This is a genomic window from Grimontia sp. AD028 (assembly GCF_000973155.1).
In the GTDB taxonomy this organism is placed as follows: domain Bacteria; phylum Pseudomonadota; class Gammaproteobacteria; order Enterobacterales; family Vibrionaceae; genus Enterovibrio; species Enterovibrio indicus.
Window position 1 is genome coordinate 20,447 of sequence record NZ_LASY01000135.1, and the last position, 22,002, is coordinate 42,448.

Consider the following 22,002-nt stretch of genomic DNA (forward strand, 5'->3'; position numbering starts at 1 on the left):
CTAGCAATTTATTAAATGGCACGTTGTTGGATTTACTGGTCAGGTTAAGGCTTAGAGTATCGACATTATTGTGAAACCAATTGAACGAGAAGAATGAACTCCTTTGACTTTGATGTCCCAGTTTCTTGTGTCATTTTTGACTGTGACGGCACCTTGGTTGATAGCGAAGTGCTGTCCCAGATGGCGATCGTTGAGATTTTCTCAAACTACGGCGTGAAACTGGATTTGCAGGAATGTCTTGATAATTTTCAGGGTGGCAAACTGGCAGATATCCTGATCCAGACCTGTGAGCGCTATAACCTGAAAATTTCGATTGATGAACTGGAACATCTCTATCGCCAGAAGTGTTCAGAACTGTTTGCTGATCACCTAGATCCGGTCGATGGTGTACCAGAACTACTCGATACTCTCAAAGAGGTCGGTATTGACATGTGTGTCGCCTCAAATGGGCCTGTTAATAAGATGGAAATGTCTCTGGACATGACAGGATTGCTTCACCATTTCCGCGACCATCTTTATAGCGCATTTGATGCCAACAGCTGGAAACCTGCCCCCGATCTTCTCCACTATGCAGCCATGAATATGGCGGTGTTGACTCAGGAATGCCTGTTTGTCGATGACACACTATTGGGGGTAGAGGCAGGCATCAATGCAGGTATGCGCACGGTTTATTTCAACCCGGGAAACAGAGAAAGCATTGAGCATCCTCTGGTGATTTCGGTTAGCTCAATGAAAGAACTGCAGGCGCTGATGGAACGCCTGCCGCTGTCAGACTGCTGGGCGTGATCACACCGAGGTGATCAGTATGCCGTCATCTATCATCTTACCGAGAATTTCAGAGCCTGAACTCCCACTGATGCCTAAATCCTGGCTCAGTTGATCCAACGACTTGTTCTCAAAGACAATCACCTGACTGTCCGCTTCGCCTTCAAGGCCAACGGTCAGCGTCGCTTTACCTTCTTTGTCTGAAAGAGAAACCAGATAATCTTCAATACTTTCGTTGTTCAAGCCATCCAACAAATCGGAAAGGTCTAACACATCCATACTCACATCGAAGTCAGTCAAGGTGTCGGTCGCCAAGGAATCAGCATCGCCACGGAGGAATTGGAACACATCGCGCCCTTCTCCACCGGTCAGCTCATCGTCGCCCGCCCCGCCAATCAAGAGGTCTTCACCAAGGCCGCCGTCCAGAATATCGTTGCCACCATTACCTTGCAGGGAGTCTGATTCATCACGGCCCACCAGCAAGTTCGCGTTTTCATCCCCTGTCAGCTCGGTGGTGTTAATCAGATCGCTCAAGTCGGCATCTGCGTCGGCGTTGTCATCCACCCGGATGTCCAGCACGCTTTGAATCCGCAATCCACTCTCGTTGACCAAGGTGTAATTAAAAGACTCTAACACGTCGTCACTCGGTACATCGGTCATCAATTGATAGACATAATCACCTTTTGTATGGGAATCGTCACTTTGCCCATAAATGGTCAGCGAGCCGTATTGGGTCTCAATGATCATCACACCTTCAGATGCGTTATAAGTGGCACCTTCAAACTGCACAGATTCAAACGACCAGGTTCCGCTTAAGGCATCATTGTCGAACAAGTTCCCTGTGGCGATGTGCGCATTTACATCACCATTTAGCCCCGACGTTTGAACCGTGGCGATATCTGCCACCACGCGGGAACTGTCGTCATAACTGAGAGTAAGCTGTGCCTGTGCGCTGTTACTGTCTGAATCAGCCAGTGTGTAGGTAAAGATTTCATCTTCGACGTCGTGAGTGGTGAGTTCAGCGAAGATCGTTTCAACCGTGAGGTTTTCAACATCCAAGGCCACATAACGGAAGGTGGTATCGGCCGGCGCGGAAAGCGACAGCTTTCCGTCCGTTAATGTACTGGAACCTGTGCCAACGACATTGCCCGACACGTCATAGAGGAACCAGTCCACCACTTCATTGTCAGCTAAGCCTGAAACCGTCAACGTCACTTCGTCGACTTCATCATCGAAACCATAAATCGAAGCCGAATAGTCCCCGTCTTCATCTGATGTATCGAAGGTGAACATGTCTGCGGTGAGGTCATCCTTATCAACACCGTTGAGCGTCAAAGTGCCGGTATCAAGGGTGATGACGGTATTATCTCCAACCTGCTCAATGCCCAGTTCTGCAAAGGTATCAATCGTCGATGCGTTCTTGATAATAATGGTGTCGTTGTTGGTATCGAAATCCATCACTGTGTCATTGCCAGATTCAAACACCACGGTGTCTGAGCCTTTACCGAGTGTGAGCTCATCATCGCCCGCGCCGCCCACCAATCGGTCATTACCGCGACCACCATCTAGCGTGTCATTGTCATCGCCGCCATAGAGATGGTCTTCGGCATTGTCGCCTGACAGGGTATCGTTACCCGCTTCACCGTAGATTTCATCCACACCGTTACCGCCAGACACTGTGTCATTACCCGCGCCTGCGTAAACAATATCTGCACCGTTCCCTGCATCAATCGTGTCGTCGCCATCTGTACCTATAATCGCGCCTTCTTCCACTTCGTGCTCGACAATCCCTTCATGTGAAGGGTGATGCACCTCATCCAAGTCCAGCCCGTTCCCTGCATCACCACTTAAGAAGGCGGCACTTGTCAGGTTGCTACCATAGAAGGTGACCCCATTGGTGCTATCAAAAGCGGTGTTCAGTTCGCTGGCGTAGAATTCTGTCTGCACAGATGAGGTGAAGGTGTAAACGCCGTTGGAAGAGACCGTCAGTTGTCCTGAGTCCGCACTGATGGTGACACTGCCATCAGTCAGCACGTAATCCACACCATCGTAGGTCACTTGGGTCACGTTGACAGAGGAAGGTGACGTCAGGGTATCTGCCCCACTTCCATCACCATTGCTGCCAGAGATAACGTTACCCGTCGCCGTCGAAGACGCAGCAATCTCGTCACTGTCATTGGCGGAAACAATATCGTCTACCCGATTAACGGTGACACTCACATTTTCCGAGTCGACATAGGTTCCATCGCTCACCCCTACCGTAAACGACAAGCTTTCCAACGGATCGGCAGCACTGTCGCTATTAATTGCCGCTACGCCTGCTGCGGTCAGCAACACCTGATTCCCGACGAGTGTGAAATAGCCAGCGCCATTATTACTGAGGCTGTAAGTCAGTATATTTTCATCAGCATCAGTCGCCGACAGGGTCGCAACCACATCATTTTCTGCGACGTTTTCTTCCGTCAGGTCGTTGACAGAGACAGTCAGCTCAGGTGCATTATCATTCACGCGGGTGACAGTCACGTTTGCATCATCGCTGCCTGTGCGGGAACCATCTGAAGCTGAGACAGTAAAGTTGATGGCGCTGATTTCGGCCCCATCATCGTTGATGGCTGCTACACCCGCCGCAGTCAGCTTCACTTCATTGCCATCAATGGTTACCCAATCTGCATTCGCACCTGAGATCGTGAAAGTCAGCTCATTTTCGTCTGCATCGGAAGCAGAGATAGTCGCCACCACGGTATCAACAGAGACGGATTCTTCCGCCACACCGACCTCGGTCAGGGTTATCACGGGGTCATTATCATTCACACGGGTGACGGTCACGTTCGCATCATCGCTGCCCGTGCGGGAACCATCTGATGCCGTGACAGTAAAGTTGATGGCGCTGATTTCCGCGTCGTCATCGTTGATGGTTGCTACACCCGCCGCAGTCAGCTTCACTTCATTGCCATCAATGGTCACCCAGTCCGCATGGGGACCTGAAATGGTGAAAGTGAGATCATCTCCGTCAGCATCAGAAGCAGAGATAGTAGCGACCACAGTGCTGACCGACACAGACTCTTCCATTACGTCCGTCTCGTTCAGGGTGATAACAGGAGAGTTGTCGTTTACACGCGCGACGGCCACCGTATCACTGGCAACGACGGTATACGTTCCGTCGAATGCCTGAACTGAAATCGGCATGCTGGATATCGCATCGACGCCGTCTTGATTGATAGCGGCAACGCCATCTGCAGTCAGGTATACACCGTTCCCATCAAGCCGGAAGTAGCCGTCATCATTGTTCAGCAAAGTCAGCGAGACATCATCTGCGTCCTCATCTGACGTTGTGATGGTCGCCACCAGCGTTGATTCTGTGACCGACTCTTCGATCAAATCTTCAACAGCAAGGGAAAGTGTTGGCGGAGTGTCGTTATCACGACCAACAAGAAGCGTGGCGGAGGCATCCGTAACATTTTCCCCGTCACTGGCCTGAACAGAGATCGTCAGGGAGCGGATATCCAAACCGTCATCCTGTACCGCCGCGACGCCATCCGCGGTCAGGGTTACTTCGCCGTCTGAAAGGAGGAAGTAGTTATCCTCGTTGCCAACCAATGACAGGGTGACATTATCTCCATCCGCATCAGCGGTGCTCACAGTCGCCACAACTAGCCCAGCGGTAACAGCACTTTCAGAAATGTCACTGGTGGAGATGTTCACGGTAGGGCCGTTGTCGTTCACTCGAATGACTGAGATTGTGTCGGAAGCACTGGCTTGAAAATCACCGTCAGAGACGGTCAGAAAGATGCCCAATGATTCGATGTTCAGGGCATCATTATTGATCGCTTCAACACCTGCTGCCGTCAGCAGCACTTCACCATCTCCTAGTGAAAAATATCCGTTATTGTTATCTGTCAGTGTGTAGCTAAGGGTGTTTCCATCAGCATCAGAGGCCGAAAAGGTCGCAACTACCATGCCTTCAGAAACAGATTCCTCAGTCACATCAACCGCTTCCAATGTCAGCGTGGGGACGTTGTCGTTCACCTTGTTAATAGCAAGCACGCCAGATGCCTGCTCACTCAACTCACCGTCATCAGCCTCGACCACAATCGACATACTTTCCAAGCCGAGGGCATCATTGTTAATTGCATCCACGCCAACCTGAGTCAGCACCACATTGTCGTCCTGAATGCGGAAATATCCGTCTTCGTTATCAAGCAGATTGAGGGAAACGGCGTCATTGTTCGCATCCGTCGTGGTGATAGTCGCCACGACCTGACCTTCAATGACTGACTGTTCAGTGACGGTCAGCATGGAGAGTGTGACAGAAGGCGCCTGATTGGAATCAGTAGGGGATGGCTCTGGAGATGGCGTGGTTGGTGTGGAACCGGGCGTCGTGGGGGCTGACGGCGTCACATCCGCAGTGTCAGCCGTTTGTGTCGCTTCGTTTAATTGTTCAAAGAAAAAGCGTTGCAGTGAAGAGAGGGAGTTAAGCTGAAATGCCGTCAGATTGTTTGCATTCAGTGATTCGACATTTTCGCTTTCCTCACTTTCTCCTTCTTCCAGCAGCTCGGTCAGGCTTGGGCGTGAGCCAGTGCCTTCCACAACCACATCACCGGCAACAAAGAATGTGGATGAACTGGTGGCTTGGCCAGCAGCTGGATCTGCATTTTCGCTGGGTTCTTCCCCTTCTTCGACGCCGCGTCGGGCTGCATTCACTTCCTCATTTGCATCAGGAGGTGTTTCAAAGCGAAAGCCACTGTTAGCATTCACCTGAATTTCCCTTTCACCATTTTCTTTGAGAACCGCACTACTACCGTTTTCCGTGACTAGCACTTCTTCCGGTTTAAGCTCTGCGTATTGTTCTGCAACCCTTACGCTGCCATCCGGTGCAAAAATTAATGCGTTACCGTCCAGTTGCGTAATAATCATTTTGTCGGCCATTCGTTGCCCTCATACTCGGATCAAAGGCTTCCTGCCTGTTGAAGCGGGTAAATTTCGTGCCAGACGCACCTCTCCATTACTAACTGTAGTGCATATGTCTTGTGACTGGATCGTGTGATCTTAATCCTAAACTCAGTCTTTTGGAGGAGAAGGGATGAGACGACAACCTGATGTCTAGATAGCTTGTTGATATAAAAATAAAAAAGGGACGCTTCAGCGTCCCTTTAACAACGATAAGTGGGATTATGGCAAGGTCTTCAAACTCTGCTCATAATCATCAAATGTCTGCATCACAGTGTTTTCCGCACCGCCTGTCGCTTTACTCACAGCGATAATTGCAAGACCCGCCAGAATGAAGCCAGGGACAATCTCATAGATATCGAAAATCCCGCCAGTCAGTTGTTTCCAAACGACCACGGTCACACCTCCGACAATAACACCAGCCAGTGCGCCGTTACGGTTCATGTCTTTCCAGAACAGGCTCAACAACAAGGCTGGACCGAACGCAGCACCGAAACCAGCCCAAGCGTAAGATACTAAGCCCAGTACCGAGCTTTCTGGGTTCATTGCCAGCATCAACGCAATGATGGAAATGCCCACCACAGCGAAACGACCAACCATGACCACCTCTTTGGTCGATGCATCAGGACGGAACACTTGTTTGTAGAAATCTTCGGCCAGGGCAGAAGATGACACCAGCAACTGGGAATCTGCTGTACTCATCACCGCCGCCAGAATTGCCGCTAGCAAGATACCTGCAATCACAGGGTGGAACGCCGCGTTCACCAGATACATAAAGATGGTTTCGCCATCTGCCAGTTCACCCCCGAGGTGTTGGTCAACATACAGGATACCCACCAGGCCAATCAGGATTGCACCTGCCATAGAGACAGCACTCCAACCCACGGCGATACGGCGTGCTGTAGTGATGTCCGCATTGGTGCGTGTTGCCTGGAAACGAGCAAGGATATGCGGCTGACCAAAATAACCCAGACCCCAGGCCACGAGAGAAATGATTGCCACGGCAGTCAGAGGTTCACCATTAACATCTTGCCAAAGGGTCAGAAGCTCAGGGTTTTTCGCTTCCAGCGCAGCAGGCAAGTCGGTGAAAGAGCCATCCAGCGTCGCGATAGGCACGATCATCAGTGCTGCCGCCATCAAAAGGCCTTGCACCAAGTCGGTCCAGGATACCGCAAGGAAGCCACCAAACAGGGTGTAAGAAACCACACAGACAGTACCGATGACTACCGCTGTGGTGTACTCAAGGCCAAAGACCGTCTCAAACAGTTTACCGCCTGCTACCAAGCCAGAGCTGGTGTAGAAAAGGAAAAACAGCAAGATAAAGAAGGCAGAAATGGTCTGCAGCAGTTTCGAATTATCTTCAAAACGGCGAGACAGGAATTCAGGGATAGTCAGTGCGTTGTCGACTTCGATACTGTAAGTACGAAGGCGCTTGGCACAGATTAGCCAGTTTAAGTAAGTACCCGCTAACAAACCACCAGCAAGCCACAGCGATTCGATACCTGCAGCGTAGGCATAGCCCGGCAGACCCAGAAGCAGCCAACCACTCATATCAGACGCGCCGGCTGACAGTGCTGCAGGCCAAGGGCCAAGAGAACGTCCGCCAAGGAAGTAGTCTTCAGAGTTTGACGTGCGCTTGTAAGCGTATACGCCGATTGCGAGCATTAGAATCAGGTACACGATAAACGTGGCGCTGATTGCAAAGCTGTTTTCAATCATGTTTTTTCCCTCAATAACAAGGCACAAAGATTGGGGATCATAGATCTCCAGTGCCTAATTCCGATTATTTAAAACCGTCAGCAACAGAAAACCCAAGGCCTCTGCTTTGCCAGCAGAGAACCTGAGTTTCTTCACATCGGGTTACTTGGGTTTAATGTTCGCCACTGCCAAGTTCCAGCAGGGTGGCGTTGCCCCCTACCGCAGTGACGTTTATGGTTCTCGTCCGCTCGGTAATAAAGCGGAGTAGATAGGTTGGCGAAGCGACAAGAGGTAATTGGCTTGCGTTGTCTTCAGCGACAAACTGCACCAACACACCGTCTCGGGCTGCCAGTTTTCGGTTCATAGCAATCAAGGTTGCTGAGTTCGCCACCGCGGCCACACCACAAATCGGTGCGTAAACAATGGCGTCTTCCGTCATTTCGCTACTCAGCAGCGAAACAAGTCGGTTTGGTGCACTGGCTTTTACCAGATCGCCAATCAGCGCTTCGGCTTCATGGTGTAAAGTGTTTGGCGGTGCTAACAAGGCGCAGTTACCCGATACCAATACTGCGGCTAACTGTCCTGCCAATGACACCACGGACAGTGATTCATCACCGGTGATAAGAAACAGCCCACGGCCAGCGGTATAGAGTTCGTTGCTTTCCCCTGTAGGTCCCGGCATGTCGTGGACGGGCGCGAGCAGGCTTTCAGCCTGATTAAGATGGAAGCGAATCAGGCTTGCAGCGTCCATAAAGGCATCACCACGTTGACTCAGGTTGTCAGCCCACACATTCAACAGTGCTGCGCGTTCAACCACACCAAGCGCATTCCACTCTTCCCAAACCGCCTGACTTTGTGCGGCGAGCGTTTGTACGTCATTCATTGCCTGCATTCCTATTACCTTGCTCATGCCACAACCTCCTCTTTCGTGAAGCGATAGAGATAGTGAGGTCCGCCTGCTTTGGGTCCTGTACCAGATAGCCCCTGACCACCAAATGGCTGCACACCAACCACTGCCCCAACCTGATCACGGTTGATGTAGCAGTTACCCACTTTGGCGCGGGATTCAATGTGGCGATAGGTGGTTTCATTACGGCTGTGAACACCCAGTGTCAGACCAAAACCTGCACTGTTGATGTCATCAATCACGCTATCGAGTTCATCGGCGTGGTAACGCACCACGTGCAGGATTGGGCCAAAGTGCTCTTCTGAAAGCATTGAGATACTGTCGATTTCAAACGCCACCGGAGCAATATATGTGCCCACGCGGGTTTCGCTTTTCATCGGTGCTTTGGCGATGAATTTGCTAGTCTTGAACAACTCGTTGATGTGGTTTTGCAGCTTCTCTTGGGCGGTCTCATCAATCACTGGCCCCACGTCAGTGGAGTGAAGATAAGGCAATCCAATGCGCATTTCCGCCATCGCCCCTTTGATAAGGTCAATCACACGATCCGCCACATCTTGCTGGACATACAGCACACGCAGGGCTGAACAGCGCTGGCCCGCAGAAGCAAATGCAGAGCGAAGTACATCACGCACCACTTGTTCAGGCAGCGCTGTACTGTCCACCAACATGGCGTTCTGACCACCAGTTTCCGCAATAAACGGCACTGGCAGAGCTTCACGGGAAGCAAGCGATTGGTTGATGCGCTGCGCCGTCGGCGTCGAGCCAGTAAAGGCCACACCGGCAATGCTGTCGTCAGCGGTCAATACGCTGCCGATTGCCGCACCACTGCCCGGCAACAGCTGGATGACCCCCGCTGGAATGCCAGTATCAAGCAGCAACTCAATCGTGCGGAACGCAATCAGTGACGTTTGCTCCGCTGGCTTGGCAACGACGGTATTTCCGGTCACCAAGGCTGCGGAAATCTGACCGATAAAGATCGCGAGCGGGAAGTTCCAAGGGCTGATGCAGGTGAACACACCGCGCCCTTCACGGCGCAAGGTGACAGACTGGCCATCAAAACGGGTGAAAGATTGCAGATCGCCTTCAATCTTTTCAGCCTGAATCGGGTAGTAACGGAGGAAGTCCACCGCCTCACGCACTTCATCAATGCTGTCGTGAATGGTCTTGCCCGCTTCACGGTGACAAAGTGCCACCAGCTCGCCCAAATTCTCTTCAAGCAAGTCAGCAAGCTTAAGTAAGTACTTACCTCTCTCTTTGGCAGGCAGTGCACGCCAGCTATCAACATTCGCTGCAGCAACGCTCAGGGCGTCTTTAGCCTGTTCAGGTGTTGTCCAGTTTATGCTACCGACTTTCAGGCGGTGATCGTAAGGCGCCACAACAGTGTGAGCGTCGCCCGTCAGACGTTCGCCATCGATGATAGGCCCCGCACTCCAGGTTGCATCCATAAAGGCCTGAACCTTGGCATCATAGGCTTCCCATTCGCTTTCAATGTCGATCGCAACACCTTTCGAGTTCTGGCGTGATTCACCAAAAATCTCAGAAGGTTGAGGGATACGTGGGTTATGCAGCGTTGGGCGAGACGTCAATGTGTCCACTGGGTGTTGCGTTAAATCAGAGACCGGACAGGCCGCATCCACCAGACGGTGAACAAACGAGCTGTTGGCGCCGTTTTCAAGCAGACGACGAACCAGATACGGCAGCAGATCTTTATGGCTGCCCACTGGCGCGTAAATACGTACAGACTGACCAAACATTTCCTTGGCGTGGAAGTAGAGTGCATCACCCATGCCATGCAGACGCTGGAATTCGTAGTTGCCATGCTGAGCCATGGCTTTCACCGCTGCCACGGTTTGCGCATTGTGGCTGGCAAACTGTGGGTAGATAAGGCCGTTAACATGCTCAGAAAGCAGGAAACGCGCGCAGGCAAGATAGGCCACATCGGTGCCTTCTTTTCGGGTATAAACAGGATAACCCGGCAAGCCTGCCTGTTGAGCCAGTTTGATTTCACTGTCCCAGTAAGCGCCTTTCACCAGTCGCATCGGGATCACGGTGCCGTGCTCTTTCGCCAACGCCGCCAGCCAGGTAATCACGGGCAGGGCACGTTTAGAGTAAGCCTGAACCACCAGACCAAACTGACCCCAGCCTTTGATATCGTCGTGGGTGAAGAGTTTTTCGAAAAGCTTCAGTGACAGTTCCAGACGGTCAGCTTCTTCTGCATCAATAGTGATCGCCACACCCAACTCACGGGCGCGTTTCAGCAGGCGAAGTACCGTCTCGCACATTTCGCCCATCACACGGTCTTCATTCGCCACTTCATATCGCGGATGCAAAGCAGAGAGTTTGATGGAAACAGAAGGTGATGGCCCGTTGCCCACAGACAACTGCTGCGACACCGTTTCGATCGCCATCATGTAATCATTGAAATACTTTTGAGCATCCTGCGTGGTGAGTGCAGCTTCACCCAGCATATCAAACGAGTAAGTAAAACCTTTTTGACGCAGTGGCTTGCCGTTTTCCAACGCTTCGTTGATTGAACGGCCAAGGACAAACTGATGACCCATGACTTTCATGGCTTGATGCATCGCCTGACGAATCACAGGTTCAGACATCTTGTTAACCAGACGATTGAGTACCTTGCCTGCGCCACCCTCTTTACGCTCATCAATCGTGACGACTTTGCCGGTCAGCATCAGTCCCCAGGTCGAGGCGTTCACGAACAGAGATTCAGAATTCTTAAGATGGGCTTTCCAGTCTGCCACGCCCAGCTTGTCGCGGATCAGAGCATCAGCGGTTTTCGCATCCGGCACACGCATCAATGCTTCTGCCAAACACATCAGCAAGATGCCTTCACGGGTATCCAGACTGTATTCGAGAAGAAGTGCGTCAATCATCTGCACGGCCGTTTTATCCGCACGCACACGCTCAATCAGATCTGCCGCTTGGGCTTCTGTCTGTTTTCGCTCTTCATCCGAAGGTGTTGCAAGTGGGAGCAGTGCAGCAAGCAACTCACTTTCATCGACACAATAGTGCGAAGAAATATGAGGCCATAGCGCGGAAGCGGGTTGCTCAAGGTAACTTGGCACCAGCACATCGGTCGCTTTTAACATAAGCAGATTCCTCTCTCCATCAACCACGAGGCAGTGGCATATGTTACTAATATGTTAGATTAAAGACCGATTCTAGGTATGAGGTGCCGATGAGTCTTTCAAAATTCTGCGGCATTATTGCAAAAAACTCCGATGATTAACAAACAGAGAACCACGGCCGATGCGTGCCGATAACAACTTTTTGCATATGTTGATGATTTAGATCAGGGTTACAGCTCAGTGCTGCTGGCGAAAACGGGAAGGAGATACGCCAAACGCACGGGTAAACGCAGAGGTGAAACCGCTTTGGGAGGCAAAACCACAGCTGTCTGAAATCTGTGCCAAGTTCAACTCGCTGGTGCTGAGCAGTTCCTGCGCGAGTTCAAAACGTTTCTTCAGCACATATTGATGCGGGGTTACGCCCACTTGGGATTTGAATAACTGGTGGAACTGGCTTTCTGCCAGAAAAACCGACCCCGCCAGCTGCGCCACGCTGATCTTACGACTGATATGCTGGCGAATGTAGAGGTCGATGATGTCCATGTTGAGTCGGTGGCCATGACGTCGCGGCGCGATTTGTTCGCGGAAGTGTCGTTCCATCACGCACAGTAAGGTATCGGCACAGGCGCGTCCCAGCATGACATCATGCGGATTGGCGATCATTTCAGACGTCAACGCCTTCACCAGCGTCTGCGCCTGGCTGTCTAACTGGAAATAGGCATCACGGTCGAACAGGCGCTCTATTTTGTCTTTCATGCTGAGTTCGCCGTGCAAGACAGACTCAGGTAAGTTGATCACCAAAATTTCGTTTTGCCCGACGCCAGAAAAAGCATGGAGCTCGGACTCGGAAACGAGGCACCCCTGACCCGGCCCGACAAGACTGCCGCGCCCGGAAAGTTCAAACTCAGTTTGGCCTTGCAAACCAATCACCACCTGACGGTATTCGTGCGCATGCAACGACGGGTGATTAGGTAAAGCAATAACCTGAGAGTGCTTCAGTTCGGATGCCATAGTTAACGATTGTAGTAGGGAAACTTCGGCTATTCTGCCACGCTCTAGCGGAAATCGAGAAGAAAAATCGCCTCGGAAAGATGATCAAGAGAGGGCCAAACTACGGAGGTTGTCATTTCAATACCAAAATTGTGCAGGATCTCAACAAACAGACCATTGCGATCATGGGTAAAATTTGCTTCTAACGAAAAACAACATTCAAGCAAAACCATAACTCATTGTAAAATATCATTTAAATTCACTTTTCAGTCAGAAGCATGATGTGACGAATCACTTGATCATGCTTTCGGTAATTTGAAGACATGATCTTTCCGTGATCATCGTTCCGGTGAAAAGGATCTTCCCTGTTTCATCGCAAAGGATAACTAAGCCGCGTTATCCGGTTTAATTTATCCTCCAGTCAGTATTGATATATCAAACGTCAAAAATATGACGATAAATAATCAAAATGCGTCAATTAAAATGATATTTTTTATCTATGATTGTTTTTACCAGACATTATTTCCTAAAACACAGAAAGCGGCTAAAATTTATTGAGTTATCACTCAAAAGATAAGCATTGAATAATAACGATAAGCGTCAAATAATTAGTAACATGAACAGGCTAATTGGCATTTACGTGTTAATCTAGCTAATTGGGACAAAGCTAATAAATACCGGGTTTTGCCGAGATACAGTAATGAGCAGGATGTCTTGGCGTAGTAAAGGTGTTTATGATTTCTGAGAATAAGCAAGGGACATATGAAAAGTAATCGCATCGCCGCGTTAGTATTCGCGTTATCGCCGATACTTCTTAGTAGTCAATCGCTTGCCAATGGGGCCAATGCGGCAACTGACGATCCTGTCGTTGCGCTGGAACAGAAGCTAGCCGATAAACGAAGTGAAATTAGCGTTCACGCTGAAAACCTCCAAACGCAACGAGATAAACTGGATGCTTTATTAAGCGAGCGTGAAACGCTGGCCACTAAAGCTATCGAGTTAGAGAAGAAACGAAATCTCGCCCAAGAACGTCTTGATGAGCAATTCCGTCGACTCCTCGAAAACCCAGATACCGATCTCACCCAATATAAAGATGATTACCAAGCTGCGTGGAGCGCAGTAAAAGATAATCAGTCTTCCACTCTAACCAATGATCAGGCCATTGCTGAACAGCAGCGTATTGTTGAAGGCGAAAACCGTCAGAAACAATTGCTGGTTAGCGCGTTGGAAAATCTGCAGGAATCCAAAAAAGAAGCCCGTGTTAAGCGTCTTCGTCAGGAACTGACCTTCGCAGATACTATCGAAGTGGTTCACACCATTACCTGTAGTGATTCGATGACGCTGGCTGCATGTTCAAATCAGGGCAAAACCCTGACCATGCAAAAAGCCGTTAATACCTTCCAGGCTCAGGTGCTGGATAATGTGACGGAATCGACCACTGCAAAACTCAACGCCAATCGCGTGTCATTCAATATCCATGTGATGAACAATAACGTGGTCGACAGCGGCTTTAGCGGCAACAATCGTTACATTACCCGTATGCAAGCGGAAATGCGCAGCCAGCCTGACGAAAACGCAGCATGTAAATTGCTGGATTTCGCTGAGCGCTACTGTGTGGAGAACTCTTTTACTTCCGCCAAAGCTGCACCGAAGCAACAAGCAAAACGCTGGGTTAATGTAAAAATCCGTTCAAACCGTTATGAAGACAATGTCACCATCAACGGTGTGACTTACGGCTCAACGCCGGTAGAGATCATGCTGCCAGCAGGCCAACATCAGTTGACCGTTGAGAAGCCAGGTTTCGAACCGTACAGCCGTCAGATGTTCATGAACAAGGATTCTACGGTTTGGGCAAACCTTCGTGAACAGGAGAACCGTCCACAGCCGGGAAAGCGTTTCGCTGACAAACTCTCGAATAATCGTCAGGCACCTAAAATGGTGGTGATTGGTGCAGGCCAATACCGCGTTGGCTTTGAAGCCAAACAACCGGTGGTTGTCGACCAACCCTTCTCTATTGCAGCGACGCCCGTCACTGTGAAACAGTTTGGAGAGTTTGTCGCCGCAACAGGCTATGTGACGGACGCTGAAGAAGGTCAGGGATGTACGTCTCTGATCAACGGCGAACCAAAACAGCTACTGAATCACAACTGGCGCAAACCCGGTTTTGACCAAGCTGAGAACTCACCTGTTGTCTGTATCACTAAAGATGATGCACAAGCTTATTCTAAATGGCTGAGCACGCAAACCGGGTTCAGCTATGCCCTCCCAACGGAAGTTCAGTGGGAAGTGGCAGCGCGTGCAGGCAGCGACTCTGACTTTTGGTGGGGCAACGATATTGGTGTTGGTAACGCCAACACTGGCTGGAGTGGCACCGTTTGGTCAAACAGAAGCACTTCGCCTGTCGCCAGCTTCCCTGCTAACCCATTCGGTGTGTATGACACTGCAGGTAATGTGTGGGAGTGGGCAGAAAGTCAGACACCTGTCGCCCGTGGCGGTGCTTGGAGTTTCTCACCAAGCAGCGCGCGTGTCGCAGAGCGTCTAGAGCTGAAATCAGATATTAGCGCCAACTACCTTGGCTTTAGGGTCGTGAGAAACATCTAGTTTCCAACGTCTCTTTATGTCCCTAAAAGCCCGCGATTGCGGGCTTTTTCATGCCTCGCAATTATTGGCAGCCCCGCCTAAACATCCAAACAAATATCCACAGAAAAACGAGATCAAGGTCGCTAATAACAAATAACATTGTCAGTTATTCGCTTAATTAGTGCATTCCCCCCCTGTCCGAATTTCTGGCTCCTCAGTATAGTGAGAGTCAAACAGGCGCATATTGCAGTATGCGCCTGTTTTATCACTGAAATTTACCTCGGTGACCCATCAGACAGTGTGTGATTACCCTCGAGCACAGTGTCAGGTGGCCTCTTCTACACGTCGTACAGGAAACCACTCTAGTGAGTGAGATCTTGTCTTTACCGGCTCCTACGAGCCGGTTTTTTTATCTAGAGACTTCGGATATTCCTGATCATTACTTCGAAGTAACCATATGATTAATATGCTTTTAATGTCATAAGCAATCACTTACAATACGATGTAACTTAAATCTATCGCCACCCAACGATGAACGACATATCCCTGCCACCTTCCATGCTGATATCCCTGTTTGAGCAACTCCCTGGCTGTTGGGGCTGTAAAGACACCCAGTCACGTTTTGTTCACGTCAATCTTGCCTATGCCAAGTTAGTCGGCGCTGACTCACCCGAGGCCCTAAGAGGGAGAAGCGATGAAGAGCTTCCTCATGCGATTGCCGACTGCGCAGCACTGTTCAAGCAACAAGATCGGCAGGTGATTGAAAGTGGTCGTTATATGCGGGTGCTCAACATCCACCCTTACCCCAATGGTCAATGGCAAGCACATGTGTTTACCAAAGTGCCTTGGTATGGTGATGATGGGGAGGTATTGGGAACGATTTTTCATGGACAGGCACTGAACGACAATCCGATACTGGAAGTCGGTCAGTGGATTTGCAAAGCTGCAGGCATTGAACCGGTTGAGCCCCAGCCCGCTGCAAACACACAAGGAAGTGCATCACTTTCCGCTCGCGAATCAGAAGTGCTCTTCTTCCACCAGTTCGGTAAAAAGCCACAGTTTATCGCGCAGTCTCTAGGTGTGTCGGTCAAAACCATTGAGAACCATTTCGCTAACCTGCGCGTCAAACTGGGTGCAGCAAGTAAAACCGAGTTGGTTGATAAAGCGCTGGAAAATGGCGTGGGGTGCAAAATCCCAGACTCACTGTTGAAGCAGCAACTAACTCTGGTGCTTTCAGAGTAGCTTTTAGCGATATATACCCGATGTTAGGCATAAGAAAGCAGCGCAAAAGCGCTGCTTTTTTTGGCTTAGAGAAGCGGAATTATGGCGCCAAGCGCTCAATATCCCACTGACCATCCTGTTCTTTCTGGAAGACAAAACGATCGTGCAGGCGATGTTCACCACCTTGCCAGAATTCGAAAGACTCTGGCTTCACGCGGAATCCGCCCCAAAAGGTTGGCACTGGCACTTCGCCCTTGTCGAACTGTTGCTTCAGCTCCATGTATTTGCTTTCCAATGCTGAACGCGCGGTAATACGTTCGCTCTGACGACTCGCCCAAGCGGCCAATTGGCTCTCTTTAGGACGGGATAGAAAATACTTCATCACTTCAAGCTTGCTGAGTTTTTCTGCGGTCCCTGTGATATGTACCTGACGCTCAAGTGGATGCCATGGGAAATGGAGGCTGATACGTGAGTTATCTGCTAATTGTTTAGCTTTACGACTACCGAGGTTGGTGTAAAACACAAACCCGTCGTTGTCGACATGCTTCAACAACACAATGCGTTGAAATGGCTGTCCATTTTCGTCAACGGTGGCAACAGTCATCGCCGTTGGGTCTGGCAGCTTGGCCTCAATGGCTTGTTTGAGCCAATGCTCAAAGAATTGAACCGGGTTTTCAGGCAGGTCTTTGCGTCTCAAACCGCCTTGGTTATATTCTCTGCGAATATCGTACAAATCCATTGTGGTGCTCCGAATACGTTTTTACGTCATTGTGATGGGGCATGCGTCTTTTCTCAAGCGAATTTCCGCACTCTACAGGCGGTTGGCGCTCATCACATCAACCAGTTATGGAACCTATTTAACAGGGAAGCTATGCGCCGTCGTCTTTTTATCTCACTGATCACAGCTATTGGCGTATTACTGACTGTATTGGTCGGTGTTTTCACCTATTCCTCAGTCGAAAAACGCTTCACCACAGAAATTGAGTATGACGTCAATCAGCTTCAAGAGAAGCTCTCTGCAGAGCTGTCCCGTTACAGTGAAATCCCTGTTGTTCTTTCTGCTGATCCAAGATTGAAACGTCTTCTACGTGTGCCGAAGAGTGAAAGATTACTGAATGATACCAATCTTTTGCTGGGTAACTGGAATACGCGCCTTAAAAGTGACGTGCTCTATCTGATGGACAAAAACGGCCTCACGCTGGCAGCCAGTAATGCCGGAGACGCCCAAAGCTTTGTGGGACACAATTACAACTACCGTCCTTATTTTCAGCAAGCAATAGAAGGCAAGAAAGGGCGTTACTATGCATTGGGGGTGGTGTCTGACAAGCGCGGCTATTACTTTTCTTATCCAGTGTGGGATGGCGAAGAAATCACGGGTGTGCTGACCCTAAAAGTCGACCTTTCTATCATCGACAGTATCTGGGATCAGCAAAGGTTCGACTATTTGATTGCCGACCCACTCGGAGTGGTTTTCTACAGCTCGCGCGACGAATGGTTATATCAGTCCCTTTCCATTCTGTCTGACAAACAAAAAGAAACGATTCGTGACTCCCGACGCTATGGGGACTCGTCTTTAAGTCATCTCACAAGGTTCAAAGCACTGGAAGATATTGAAGCGCAGGACGCTCTCCATCTTGGCTTGCCCAATAGAGATCGCGAACGTGTGCTCGTTTCCAATACCGACCTTGGCACTGCTGGTTGGCGGATATACGGTTTTATTCCCACCAGCAATGCCTGGCCGGTGGTTACCCAGTCTGTCCTTATTTTCGCTACCTTCTACGGCCTGCTGGTTTTGGTGCTTACCGCTTGGCTGCAAACCGTCAAAACCCAGCGAAAACTTGCAAGGCTCAACGATGAGCTGGAGCAGAAAGTGGCCTCAAGAACCGCGAGCCTTGAGGAAACCAACACCAAGCTGCGTCAGAGCATCCAACAATATGAAGACACACAAAAAGCCCTGCGTCAGACGGAAAATGAACTGATTCAGGCGGCAAAGCTGGCCATGCTGGGCGAGCTCTCTGCCAGCATTAATCACGAGATCAACCAACCTCTGGCCGCCATGCGCACTTATACCGAAAACAGCATCAAACTGATGGAAAAGGAACGCTATGAGTCAGTCAATGGCAACCTCAAACAGCTCAATGAGCTGATTGGCATGGTCGCAGACATTGTCGCGCGCTTTAAAATCTTCGCCCGTAAACAAAACCTCGAAGGCAAAGCACGCTCTTCAGTCGATGATGCAATTTCAGCATCACTGAAATTATCAGCGGCAAGCTTTATCAAAAAAGGTATCCAGATCGCTTGCCACATCCCAGAGAAAGGACTGGTAGTGAATGCGGACACCGTCCAGCTTGAGCAAGTGATTTTGAACCTTCTGAACAATGCGTCACAGGCAGTGGCCAATACCCCTTCACCAGAAATTGGTATCAAGGTGGAAACCTTTCTTGATCGCGTATCCATCCATGTGTGGGACAATGGACCCGGCATTGATAACGACACCAAGAAGCATATTTTTTCACCCTTCTATACCACCAAAAAAGAGGGGCTCGGATTAGGGCTAACCATTTGCCGACGGATAGTTGAAGAGTTTGGCGGCAGCCTTCAAATCAGCGACCATCCAACCGGTGGCGCTGAGTTCACCATCACCCTTCAACGTCTTTACGATGGAGATACCCCGCAGTGACACCGGAAATATGGATCATTGATGATGAGCGCACTATCCGTGATGCGCTGAGCCAGACCCTGGAAATTGAAGGGTTTCACTCCCGCGCTTTTGCCGCAGCCAAAGAGGCACTTGAACAGCTAACTCCAGCGTTTGAAGGCGTGATTATCTCTGACATCAACATGCCGCAAATGGATGGCATGACGTTCTTAACCAAAGCCTTGGAAATCGACCAAGAGCTTTCAATTGTCATGCTGACCGGACACGGGGATATTTCTACTGCCGTTTCAGCCATGCGTCAGGGAGCTTACGATTTTCTCGAAAAACCTTTCTCAACCGATCACCTGCTTGATGTCCTCAAACGAGGGGTTGATAAACGTCAGCTGGTGATGGAAAACCGCGAGCTGAAAAGGCAACTGGAAACGCAAAGTGCACCAGGACCAAGGATTTTGGGGAACGCGGATTCGGTCAAACAGCTCAGGAGAACGATCTTCCATTTGAAAGATCAAGACAGCGATGTACTGCTTCAAGGGGAAAGAGGGACAGGGAAAGAGCTGGCTGCACGCTTTATCCACGATCAGGGGACCAGACAGGACGAACCCTTTGTTGCACTGAAATGTCGCCAGGTCCCCGAAGCCTTGGTTGCGATGGAGCTGTTTGGATCCGAACAACAAGCGTATGCCACCCTGCCAAGTTACAAACACAGTAAGGTGGCAACGGCGGGTAAAGGCACCCTTTTTCTCGATGGTATTGAAGCGCTGCCTGCCAACGTACAGGAAAAACTCGCTGACCTGACAGAATCATCAGGCCGCCCGCGTATTATTGCGTCAACCCGCGTCGATTTGACTGCCAGCATTGCCCAAGGGCGATTCAATCAACGTCTGTTCCAGAACCTGTCTGAAACCACATTGGCATTTCCACCGCTGAGGGAGCGCAGCGAAGATGTGATCACCCTTTGCCAAAACTTCGTGCGTACCACCGCATCTCGCTTTGGTGTTGCCCCACCTACTTTAGACGCTGAGCACAAAGAAAAACTGCTACAACACTCATGGAAAGGCAATGTGCGGGAGCTTCAAGCGTACTCAGAACGCTGGGTGCTGATGGGAGAGCAATGCCTGACGAATGAAAGCGGGACAGAGCATGAAAAAGAACGCGACACACTGGCAGATCGTATTTTGAAAGTGGAGCGAGCTATTTTGTTCGATGCCCTAAACAGACATAACGGCATGCTCAAAGAGGTGCAAAATGAATTGGGGCTGGCCAGAAAGACCCTCTACGAAAAGCTTAAAAAGCATCACCTCGACAAGCAGAGCTTTAAAGGATAATCCTCCAACCACCTCCTCGGTAGCTGGGCATTTTTGGCAGACCTTTAATATGAACCTAAACACTTAACCCTTCAAAAAGTCAGGAAAAATACACAGCAAAACGAGCGAAAAATCCTACATTTTTTTCACTTTTTAAAAGAAATTTTTTCGACACCACCAACCCCCCTTCTTCCCACTAAAGCCGCATGAGGCCTAAGTTACGGAATACTCGCCAGTTTCTCGCCAGTGAGAAACTGGCTCTTGCTCATTCTCGTTACACTGCTCCCGATTAGTGAGAATCTCATAGATAAACTACTCTTTTATAGGGTCTGTTGGCATTTCTGGCCTGCAACCCTTTTTGTCTTTCTTGGATTTTTTTAGTCGGCATAACAATGACAAAATCAAATAAACCGGAATCTAAGCTGCCAGCCAGCGAGCACCTTGACTATATCGATGACAAGACCGCCGCTCTTTTGCTTTCAACCCCTAAAAGTGCGCGGGTCTTGCTTTGGGTTATCGCTCTTTTTATTACGATCAGCGCTATCTGGGCGGCATTTGCCGAGCTCGACAAAGTCACTGTGGGCCAAGGGAAAGTGATTCCTTCGTCTCAACTTCAGGTGGTGCAAAACCTTGAAGGGGGACTGGTTAAAGAACTGCTGGTCCGTGAGGGAGACATCGTCGAAGAAGGACAGCAACTGCTGTTGATTGATGACACCATGTTCCGTTCTGATTTTCGCGAGCGAATTCAGGAGCTCACCAGTTTGCGGGGCGATTCTGTCACGCTGAAAACGCTGGTGGACTCTGTGGTGGTCGATCCCGACGTCGAGGTTGAAGACTGGCAAAAGTCAGTCTCGATCAATCGCGTAGAGCTTGAATTTGATCCAACGTTCGTTGAGGAGCACCGTGCAGTGGTTTCCCGTCAACGAGCCGAGTACCGTGAAAAGCTCAACAACCTTCAAAACCAGTTGTCCGTCACGTCGCAGCAAATTCGCCAGAAACAACAAGAGCTCATTGAAACCCGGGCGCGTGTGCAAAACCTTCGACAAAGCTACAATTTTGCCCGCGAAGAATACAACATCACCAAACCATTAGCTGATGAAGGCGTGGTGCCACAAATCGATTTGCTGAAACTACAGCGACAGGTGAACGACACCAAGCGCGAACTGTCTTCAGCAGAATTGTCACTCCCCTCTATCACTTCAGCACTGCAAGAGGCCGTGTTTAAGCACGTTGATGTCGCGCTTAAATTCCGTGGTGAACAGCAGGAGCGCCTCAATGATGTAGAAGACAAACTTCTTGCCATGACGGAGACCCGCGTCACCCTTGCTGACCGCGTGCAACGAACCGTGGTTGTCAGTCCGGTCGATGGCACCATCAAGAAATTACACGTCAACACGGTTGGTGGCGTCATCCAACCTGGGATGGATTTGGTTGAAATCGTACCGAGTGAAGACAACCTGCTAATCGAAGCAAAAATTGCCCCACAGGACATTGCGTTCCTCCGCCCCGGGCTTGAAGCCATCGTGAAATTCAGCGCCTACGATTTTACCGTCTACGGTGGTCTGACAGGCATTCTGGAAACCATCAGTGCAGACACAATTCAGGACGAAGAGGGAAATAGCTTCTATCTTGTAAAAATACGCACTGAATCCAATAACTTGGGTGTAGGTGAAGAGTTACCCATTATTCCGGGGATGACAGCATCTGCTGACATCATCACGGGTAAGCGCAGTGTGTTGGACTATCTGCTAAAACCCATACTGCAAGCGCAAAAATCCGCGCTTAGAGAATAAATATTTAAAAAACCAGCCCATAAAAAGAGGCTGTGACATAACAATAATTTGC

Annotated in this window: 12 protein-coding genes; 6 read left to right on the top strand and 6 right to left on the bottom strand. The window is 49.9% G+C overall.

Features of this window, described 5'->3' with window-relative positions:
* Positions 1-93: 93 nt before the first annotated feature.
* A complete protein-coding gene (gene yieH, locus RN22_RS21860) occupies positions 94-786 on the top strand; it encodes a 6-phosphogluconate phosphatase (protein WP_046307740.1) in 693 nt (230 codons plus the stop codon).
* On the opposite strand, the gene RN22_RS21865 is transcribed toward yieH, so the two are convergent.
* The 5 genes from RN22_RS21865 to RN22_RS21885 form a co-directional block, all read right to left on the bottom strand.
* Positions 787-5,691, bottom strand: a complete 4,905-nt coding sequence (locus tag RN22_RS21865) for a calcium-binding protein (RefSeq protein ID WP_046307742.1) — start codon at positions 5,689-5,691, stop codon at positions 787-789.
* Positions 5,692-5,934: 243 nt separating this feature from the next.
* Entirely contained in the window at positions 5,935-7,431 is a 1,497-nt protein-coding gene (gene putP, locus RN22_RS21870; protein ID WP_046307745.1) for a sodium/proline symporter PutP, read from the bottom strand.
* A 151-nt stretch (positions 7,432-7,582) separates the two neighbouring features.
* Positions 7,583-8,320: a delta 1-pyrroline-5-carboxylate dehydrogenase gene (locus tag RN22_RS21875; RefSeq protein WP_231590950.1), complete on the bottom strand. Its 738-nt coding sequence runs from the start codon at positions 8,318-8,320 to the stop codon at positions 7,583-7,585.
* Complete coding sequence (gene putA, locus RN22_RS21880) at positions 8,317-11,424, bottom strand: bifunctional proline dehydrogenase/L-glutamate gamma-semialdehyde dehydrogenase PutA (RefSeq protein WP_046307747.1); 3,108 nt, start codon at positions 11,422-11,424, stop codon at positions 8,317-8,319. Before putA ends, RN22_RS21875 begins: the two co-directional genes overlap by 4 nt.
* A 216-nt stretch (positions 11,425-11,640) precedes the next feature.
* Entirely contained in the window at positions 11,641-12,414 is a 774-nt protein-coding gene (locus RN22_RS21885; RefSeq protein WP_046307750.1) for an AraC family transcriptional regulator, read from the bottom strand.
* A 741-nt stretch (positions 12,415-13,155) separates the two neighbouring features.
* Here RN22_RS21885 and RN22_RS21890 point away from each other — a divergent pair.
* Both RN22_RS21890 and RN22_RS21895 read left to right on the top strand, forming a co-directional pair.
* Positions 13,156-14,994 carry an SUMF1/EgtB/PvdO family nonheme iron enzyme gene (locus RN22_RS21890; RefSeq protein ID WP_002542606.1) on the top strand — a complete coding sequence of 613 codons (1,839 nt, stop codon included), beginning with the start codon at positions 13,156-13,158 and terminating at the stop codon, positions 14,992-14,994.
* A gap of 510 nt (positions 14,995-15,504) precedes the next feature.
* On the top strand, positions 15,505-16,215 hold the full coding sequence (locus RN22_RS21895; protein ID WP_046307751.1) for a helix-turn-helix transcriptional regulator: 711 nt from the start codon (positions 15,505-15,507) through the stop codon (positions 16,213-16,215).
* 79 nt (positions 16,216-16,294) lie between these two features.
* Here RN22_RS21895 and pdxH read toward each other — a convergent pair whose 3' ends face one another.
* Positions 16,295-16,933 carry a pyridoxamine 5'-phosphate oxidase gene (gene pdxH / locus RN22_RS21900; protein ID WP_002542603.1) on the bottom strand — a complete coding sequence of 213 codons (639 nt, stop codon included), beginning with the start codon at positions 16,931-16,933 and terminating at the stop codon, positions 16,295-16,297.
* 132 nt (positions 16,934-17,065) lie between these two features.
* Between pdxH and RN22_RS21905 the strand changes: the two genes are divergently transcribed.
* From RN22_RS21905 to RN22_RS21915, 3 genes are all read left to right on the top strand, one after another.
* The gene (locus tag RN22_RS21905; RefSeq protein ID WP_046307753.1) at positions 17,066-18,874 is read left to right on the top strand and encodes an ATP-binding protein; all 1,809 of its coding nucleotides are present in this window, start codon (positions 17,066-17,068) and stop codon (positions 18,872-18,874) included.
* A complete protein-coding gene (locus RN22_RS21910) occupies positions 18,871-20,178 on the top strand; it encodes a sigma-54 dependent transcriptional regulator (protein WP_046307754.1) in 1,308 nt (435 codons plus the stop codon). The genes RN22_RS21905 and RN22_RS21910 overlap by 4 nt, the downstream gene beginning before the upstream one ends.
* Positions 20,179-20,549: 371 nt before the next feature.
* Positions 20,550-21,950 carry an HlyD family type I secretion periplasmic adaptor subunit gene (locus RN22_RS21915; RefSeq protein WP_046307757.1) on the top strand — a complete coding sequence of 467 codons (1,401 nt, stop codon included), beginning with the start codon at positions 20,550-20,552 and terminating at the stop codon, positions 21,948-21,950.
* The last annotated feature ends 52 nt before the right edge of the window (positions 21,951-22,002 follow it).